The organism is Vibrio variabilis (assembly GCF_003263785.1).
GTDB classification, from domain to species: domain Bacteria; phylum Pseudomonadota; class Gammaproteobacteria; order Enterobacterales; family Vibrionaceae; genus Vibrio; species Vibrio variabilis.
Genome location: NZ_JYJK01000131.1, coordinates 1 through 6,857, shown reverse-complemented (window position 1 = coordinate 6,857; position 6,857 = coordinate 1). Strand labels below are relative to the sequence as shown.

Genomic DNA, 6,857 nt, shown 5'->3' with positions numbered 1-6,857 from the left:
CTAAAACGCCCGCAGCAAGTCCTACAGCGGCACCTTTTTTAGCCCCTCTGTACCAGAGCCGCCAGCGATCGCTACACCGGCTGAGCCTAAGGCTGCGCCTTTCGCAGCGCCGCTGATTGCACCACCGGAGGCTTGTTGTTTTTGTACTTGGCCAGCCATTTCTTCACACTTATGTAAGTCGTAGACGTAGTCCTTTTCATCCACACCTTCCATATCGACAATGATGTTCGCGAAACTTGGCATTGATGCGAACAGAGTTAGCGCTAAGGTATAGACAGTTTTTTTCATAATCGTGCTCCAATTGGTTAGAGCATTATGGTAAACCATTGAAAAACTGAGTTTGGAATATCCGATATTATCTCTGGAATTTTGCTGCTCTAACGATGGGGTATGGGCTCTAAAGCGCCTGCTATAGTTGGTATTTACAGTGTGAATTTGCAAAATGAGTGACCGATCCGGTCTGCACTATAGCGGTTTGCGTTGTCGGTGACACAAACTTGATTTTAATCAACTAATTGCGTAAATATTTTGTTTCTTAATTGTAATGTCAGAACTGTCATTAGTATTGGCTTTGTTGTAAATACGTGGGCAAATAACTGTCTATGGGTTTTAACATTCCTTTTTTTCATCAAGTTTATCGAGTTTTTGAATTATATAAATTCTTAGTTGTTCAATATTATTTTCGAGCCAAAGGAAGCTTCAAGCTAAATAATTATTAAAGGCATGCAAATTATTATAATTCGCTATGTTCAACCTATGCTTGCCTCATATTTATTGAATACACAAAAGGAAGTCGTATGAAGAAAATGTTGATAGTGTCGCTGGTCGCAGTGGCGTCATGCAGTGCGTATGCATCGCGTGAAAGCAGTGAGCCAATTAAAGTGATTGAACCTGTTATGGGTCTTGATGCAGCAAAGGTTGAGCTAGGAAAAACGCTTTGGTTTGAACCAAGGTTGTCGGCGTCAAACACTATTTCTTGTAACTCTTGCCATAACGTCGCGACGGGTGGTGTTGATAACTTGCCAACTTCGATTGGTCATAAGTGGGCGGTGGGTGGAATTAATTCACCAACGGTACTTAACTCAGATTTAAATTTTGTTCAATTTTGGAATGGTCGGGCTAAAGATTTGCAAGAACAAGCTGCTGGACCCATTGAAAATCCAATTGAAATGGCATTTTCGCACGAATTAGCAATTGGCACATTAAAGTCGATTCCACAGTATCGCCAGTGGTTTAAAGAAGCTACGGAAAAGAAGAGTTCACAATTACCGAAGTCACGGATGCGATTGCGACATTTGAGAAAACGCTTCGCACACCAAACTCAAAGTTTGATCAGTGGTTAAAAGGCGATGATTCCGCATTGACAGCAGAACAGGTAGAAGGCTACGCACTGTTTAAGCAAAAAGGGTGTACAGCGTGTCACAGTGGTCCATTGGCTGGTGGTCAAATGTATCAGAAGATGGGTCTAGTGAAAGAGTTCAAAACGGACAACCCTGATATTGGGCGTAAAGCGATCACTGGTAACGATTTTGACAAGTATGTGTTTAAGGTTCCAACACTTCGTAACGTTGAGCTGACCTACCCGTACTTCCATGACGGTTCAGAGTGGGATTTGCAAAAAGCAGTTGAAATCATGGCTGACATTCAGCTGGGTCAAACGCTTACCCCGCAGGAATCTAAGAAGATCACCGCATTCTTGACGACGTTAACAGGTGAACAGCCGCAAGTGACATTGCCACACTTACCGCCATCAACCCATGGTACAGCACGTCCTCAGATCTAATCAGTTTAGATTTATTTACTTATTGATAAGCCCCTTGATGGGGCTTTATTGGTTCTAATTGATGCTTCTTTTTGTGACATAGGTATAATGCGCAGTTCAGCGTAATGACAACTAATATCAATAAGGAATTCAGTTTGAATTTATTCGTCAGAGACCTCACCGTTATCGATTCTTCTTACCTATGCGAACAGCGCGGAATGGTAGGTGAGAGTTGGATTGTGGATGTCGTTTTGTCCGGTGAACTCAATGAGATGAGCATGGTGCTCGACTTTGGCAAAGTAAAAAAACAGATCAAACACTTAATTGATGAATATGTTGACCATCGCTTACTCGTTCCCATGAGAAGCGGCGCCGTACTCCACCAAGCTTCAAAACCCGGCTACGCCAAATTAGATTTCCTAAGGGGTGAACGAAGCATACATCTCCACAGCCCGGAGCAAGCATTTTGCTTGATTGATACTGATGAGATAACCATAGAGTCGGTTACGAACTATATCTATGAGATCTTAAAAGGTAACTTACCCGAAAATGTACAAGGGCTTGAGATTACGCTGCGTCACGAGGTTATTAATGGCGCATTTTATCATTACACCCATGGCCTTAAAAAACATGATGGTAACTGTCAGCGTATTGCACATGGCCATCGTTCTCCAATCGAACTTGTAGTAAACGGGAAACGAGATGTGCAGCGCGAAGCGGCGTTTGCTGAGCGCTGGCAGGATATCTACCTTGGTTCGCAAGAAGACAAGGTAAGTCTTGCAGCTCTTAGTTTAAGTGATAATGCTACGGGTATTACTGACGGTACGCACTACGGGTTTCGCTATTTGGCACCACAAGGTGAGTTTGAGCTTGCTATCTCTAAGCTAGAGACCGAAATTCTTGATACCGATACCACCGTTGAGCTTTTGGCGAACTATATTGCGGATGAGGTAAGTAAAACCTTGGCGGAGGATCAAACACTGCAGGTGATTGCCTACGAAGGTGTTGGCAAAGGTGCAATGGCATTTCGCGCTTAAAGCGTGGTTTTCTTCTCTCAAAAAACGTCCTTAAATGGGCGTTTTTTGTATTTTCAATCTAATCTTGATGTATCGTGCGTATAACGGAGTTGAGTTTATCTGCGTTCGACATGGAGAGAAAAGTGTTCAGGAAATCAAGGCTATGGCTGGTGGGATTGCTGTTGGTAATCACCGGATGCACAACAAAGTTTCTTTACAGTAATCTTGATTGGTTACTGGTTGAATATATTGATGACTACGTCACGCTCAGTGACGGCCAGGAAGACATTCTAAGTGAGCGGATCTTGGTGCTTGGACAATGGCATAAAGAGAACGAGCTTCCTCAATACGTAAAACAGCTGGATGAGATTCGCGCGAAAGATCCTAAGCAGGTAGATAGTGCTTATGTGCTGCAGCAAATGAACGATGTGAGAGCACATACTAAAAGACTCGTAGAGCAAGTCACCCCAGATCTTTATGCACTCACTCAGCAAATGAGTGATGAGCAAGTCAAAGAGCTTATCGAAAATTTTGAAGAGAAGAATCGTGAGTTCGTAAAAAAATACCAAGACATGAATGACGATGATGTTAGAGAAATCTATCAAGAGCGCATTGAGGAGAACTTTGAACGCTGGTTTGGTACGGTTACAGATGAGCAGAAAGGTTATGCAAAAGAATGGGCGTCTAACATGCAAGTGACCGTGTTCGACTGGCAGGAGCACCGCAGGCAGATGAACTACTATATGCGACAGCTTCTAAATAGGCGCAATGATCTTGCTTATTATCAGCCAGAGTTTCAGCGCTTTCTCAATGACTCAGACAGCTACTATTCACCAGAGCTTCAAGCGAAAATCGACCACAATCAACAGCTCGCTGGAAAGTATATTGCGCTCACCATCAACAGCATTAATGCCAAACAACAGGCACATTTGGCCTCTGAGATTGATGAATGGCGTGATATCGCAAAAGACTTAATGACCTCAATGACATTAGACCATAGTCCAAGAGAAATTCTCGCACTGACCGCATACACTAAACGGGTACTAATATAAGGAGTGAGCACCCCTATGATGGAGTTAGGACTATTCTGGACAGAAAAAGCACTATTGGTCGTTGGAGCGTTGTTTATTTTGACCGGCATTGTGCAATATGGACGCCGTAGCCACGATTGGAAAGGCGTGGTGACCATGTTTTATAAACGTGTACCAATGAGCGTTGCTGAGTACAAGCGTTACAGGCTCGGAGTGGCGTTGATCATCTTTGCTATCGTCCTTCGTTTTGCTCTTCATATTTTCTGGCCTCAATACTAGCCAAGTCACACTATGTGATGTGTGCTGCGAGCGTTTCAAATTTCGCTATCACTCACCCTGGTTCACAGTTATAGCGCGGACTCTCTGTTACGCTTGTTGATGCAAGCATAGAAAAGGGACGCGCTATGATTCCAATACCCTCAAGTCATCCATCTCTTCCAGAGACACTCTATACCTCCGAGCAAGTTCGTGAAGGCGAAGTGCTGGCAGCACTAGCATGTCATATTGACATGTATTCCCTGATGTTGCGCGCTGGCCAAGCCGTATTTGATGAATTACTTCATCGCTACCCAAACGTTAAACATATCCTGATTTGCTGCGGAAAAGGCAATAATGGTGGTGATGGTTATGTCGTTGGCAAGCTTGCTCTTGAGCATAATCTTGCTGTGACCCTTTGGCAGGTAGGTTCTCCACAGCAGTTGAAAGGTGATGCCGCTACTGCACGTGATGCATTCGTTGAAGCAGGCGGATTCATTAGCCTGAGCAAAATACGGTTCCGAGTTCGGTGGATGTGATTGTTGATGGGCTGTTGGGTACTGGTATCAAAGGCGAAGTTAGACCTTACTTTGCTCACCTTATCGAACGTCTTAATCAAGCCACAGCGCCAATAGTCGCAATAGACACACCAAGTGGGTTAAATACGGATACCGGCGCTGTCGCGGGTACCGCGATTGTAGCTGACTACACGGTCACTTTTATTGGTGTGAAGCAAGGATTAGTGACAGGGAGGGCAAGAGCACACACGGGTGTACTGAGTTTTGCTGGTCTTGGCGTCGATGAGGTATTTACTAAGCAAAACACAGCAAACGCGTTACTCGCACAGTCGTTTTGGCTTGAGTTATTGAAAGCAAGATCGCGTGATACGCACAAGGGAAGACAAGGCAGTGTACTTGTTGTTGGGGGAAATGATGGAATGAGCGGCGCAGCTTATCTTGCTTCTTGCGCGGCTTTAAAATCAGGAGCGGGGTTAGCAGCGACCTATGTGCATCCCGAGAGTTGTTTAGCGGTACGTGTTTTGCTCCCTGAGGCTATGGTTAGTGGCCATGAAACTGATTCTGTTTTGCTAGAGCAGCGAGTGCAATGGGCGAATGCACTATGCATAGGTCCAGGCCTTGGGCGAGATCATTGGGGAGAGAGTGTTTACAAATCTGCCGTGCAATTGAGTACCAAGTTCAACAAGCCAATGGTTGTCGATGCCGATGGCCTTTACTGGTTAAATGTTGAATCAGAGCATAAGGACAACCGAGTATTAACCCCCACCCAGGAGAAGCGGCAAGGCTATTGGGTGTCACAAACGTTCAGATTGAAGGCGATCGTTTTTCAGCAGCTCGCCACTTACAGCATAAGTTTGGTGGCGTGGTTGTACTCAAAGGTGCTGGAACCATTATTTGTGATAGTTCAACGACCGTTGTTTGCCATGCGGGTAATCCGGGAATGGCGACGGGAGGGATGGGGATGTGCTGGCGGGTGTCATCGCTTCATTCTTGGCTCAGGGCTATCCTATTTTTAAAGCCGCAGTTCTTGGAACACTCGTTCATAGCTGTGCAGCAGATAGAAATGCGCAGATGAAAGGGGAAGTCGGTATGATGGCTTCTGATGTACTTAATGATATTCGTTATGTATGTAGTGCAAAAAAGTGCTGGGATTGAGCACTTAGACAGAATTTTTCCAAAAAAACGATCTTTTCAAAGAAGCTTTGAGTGATTTTTGAGCGCTAAAGCGACCGATTTTTGCTTGGATTTGTGCTGAACGATGAGATTATCATCAATAGATAAACGTTTGCTTTGGATGTTTTGAATGGCATTACACAGGGTGGGTTTTCTTAAGTGTCTGATTTTGCAGTTAATCAATGGGTAATTTGAGAGTGTTAGGGGATTTTGCTGAGGGCGGATTTGTAGCTTTTCGGAATAGTATCACAAAAAAAAATGCAATATCAGTCTTGCGAGAAAGTTTTCGCGACCTATAATGCTGAAAACCGGAGCGTCTGCCAACGCTCCGGTTTTTTTGTGTCCGAAGAAAGGTGCACCGTCTGCCAACGGTAAGCCAACGCATCATGTTTAGACATATGCCCACTGGAACATGTACTAATAAATCGAGGAATTTTTACAATGCGTATCGAACAAGAACTTAAGTTAGGCTTTAAAGATGTACTGTTTCGCCCTAAGCGTTCAACACTAAAAAGTCGTTCTCAAGTAAATTTAACGCGCGATTTTACATTCAAGCACAGTGGTCGTCAATGGTCTGGTACACCAGTTATCGCTGCAAATATGGATTCAGTGGGTAGTTTTGAAATGGCAACGGCGCTTGCGCAGCACGGCGTAATGACAGCTATGCACAAACACTACACGGTTGAGCAGTGGGCAGAGTTCGTAAAAGGCGCATCTAAAGAGACGCTAAACAAAGTATTCGTATCAACAGGTACGTCTGAGCGTGATTTCGAGAAAACGAAAGAAATCCTTGCGCTTAGCGAAGATCTAGAGTTTATCTGTATCGACATCGCGAACGGCTACTCAGAGCACCTTGTTGAGTTCGTGCAAAAAGTACGTGCTGAGTTCCCAAACAAGACTATCTCTGCAGGTAACGTAGTCACTGGCGACATGTGTGAAGAGCTAATCCTAGCGGGTGCTGACATCGTTAAAGTTGGTATCGGTCCGGGTTCTGTATGTACTACACGTGTTAAAACGGGTGTTGGGTACCCACAGCTTTCTGCAATCATTGAATGTGCAGACGCAGCACACGGCCTTGGCGGCATGATCATCGGTGACGGCG

6 protein-coding genes and 2 pseudogenes are annotated in these 6,857 nt (G+C 44.6%); 7 read left to right on the top strand and 1 reads right to left on the bottom strand.

Annotation, left to right across the window (positions count from 1 at the left end; translation table 11 throughout):
• Nucleotides 1-21: 21 nt before the first annotated feature.
• The gene (locus tag TZ48_RS22360) at nucleotides 22-288 is read right to left on the bottom strand and encodes a hypothetical protein (protein ID WP_239671035.1); all 267 of its coding nucleotides are present in this window, start codon (nucleotides 286-288) and stop codon (nucleotides 22-24) included.
• 509 nt (nucleotides 289-797) lie between these two features.
• On the opposite strand from TZ48_RS22360, the pseudogene TZ48_RS26545 reads away from it, so the two are divergent.
• From TZ48_RS26545 to TZ48_RS22330, 7 genes and pseudogenes are all read left to right on the top strand, one after another.
• Nucleotides 798-1,294 (top strand): annotated as a pseudogene (locus TZ48_RS26545) (cytochrome-c peroxidase); the annotation flags it as partial.
• Between the two features lie 66 nt (nucleotides 1,295-1,360).
• Nucleotides 1,361-1,783, top strand: coding sequence for a cytochrome-c peroxidase (locus TZ48_RS26540; RefSeq protein WP_420822978.1), 423 nt, complete (start codon nucleotides 1,361-1,363; stop codon nucleotides 1,781-1,783).
• A 134-nt stretch (nucleotides 1,784-1,917) separates the two neighbouring features.
• A complete protein-coding gene (locus tag TZ48_RS22350; RefSeq protein ID WP_112480841.1) occupies nucleotides 1,918-2,799 on the top strand; it encodes a 6-pyruvoyl trahydropterin synthase family protein in 882 nt (293 codons plus the stop codon).
• A 122-nt stretch (nucleotides 2,800-2,921) separates the two neighbouring features.
• Nucleotides 2,922-3,830, top strand: a complete 909-nt coding sequence (locus TZ48_RS22345; RefSeq protein WP_162674691.1) for a DUF6279 family lipoprotein — start codon at nucleotides 2,922-2,924, stop codon at nucleotides 3,828-3,830.
• 18 nt (nucleotides 3,831-3,848) lie between these two features.
• Entirely contained in the window at nucleotides 3,849-4,088 is a 240-nt protein-coding gene (locus tag TZ48_RS22340) for a hypothetical protein (protein ID WP_042496071.1), read from the top strand.
• Nucleotides 4,089-4,213: 125 nt separating this feature from the next.
• Nucleotides 4,214-5,737: pseudogene (locus TZ48_RS22335) on the top strand (NAD(P)H-hydrate dehydratase).
• A 459-nt stretch (nucleotides 5,738-6,196) separates the two neighbouring features.
• Nucleotides 6,197-6,857 (top strand): GMP reductase (locus TZ48_RS22330; protein WP_112480837.1); only part of this gene is annotated, 661 nt, incomplete at its 3' end.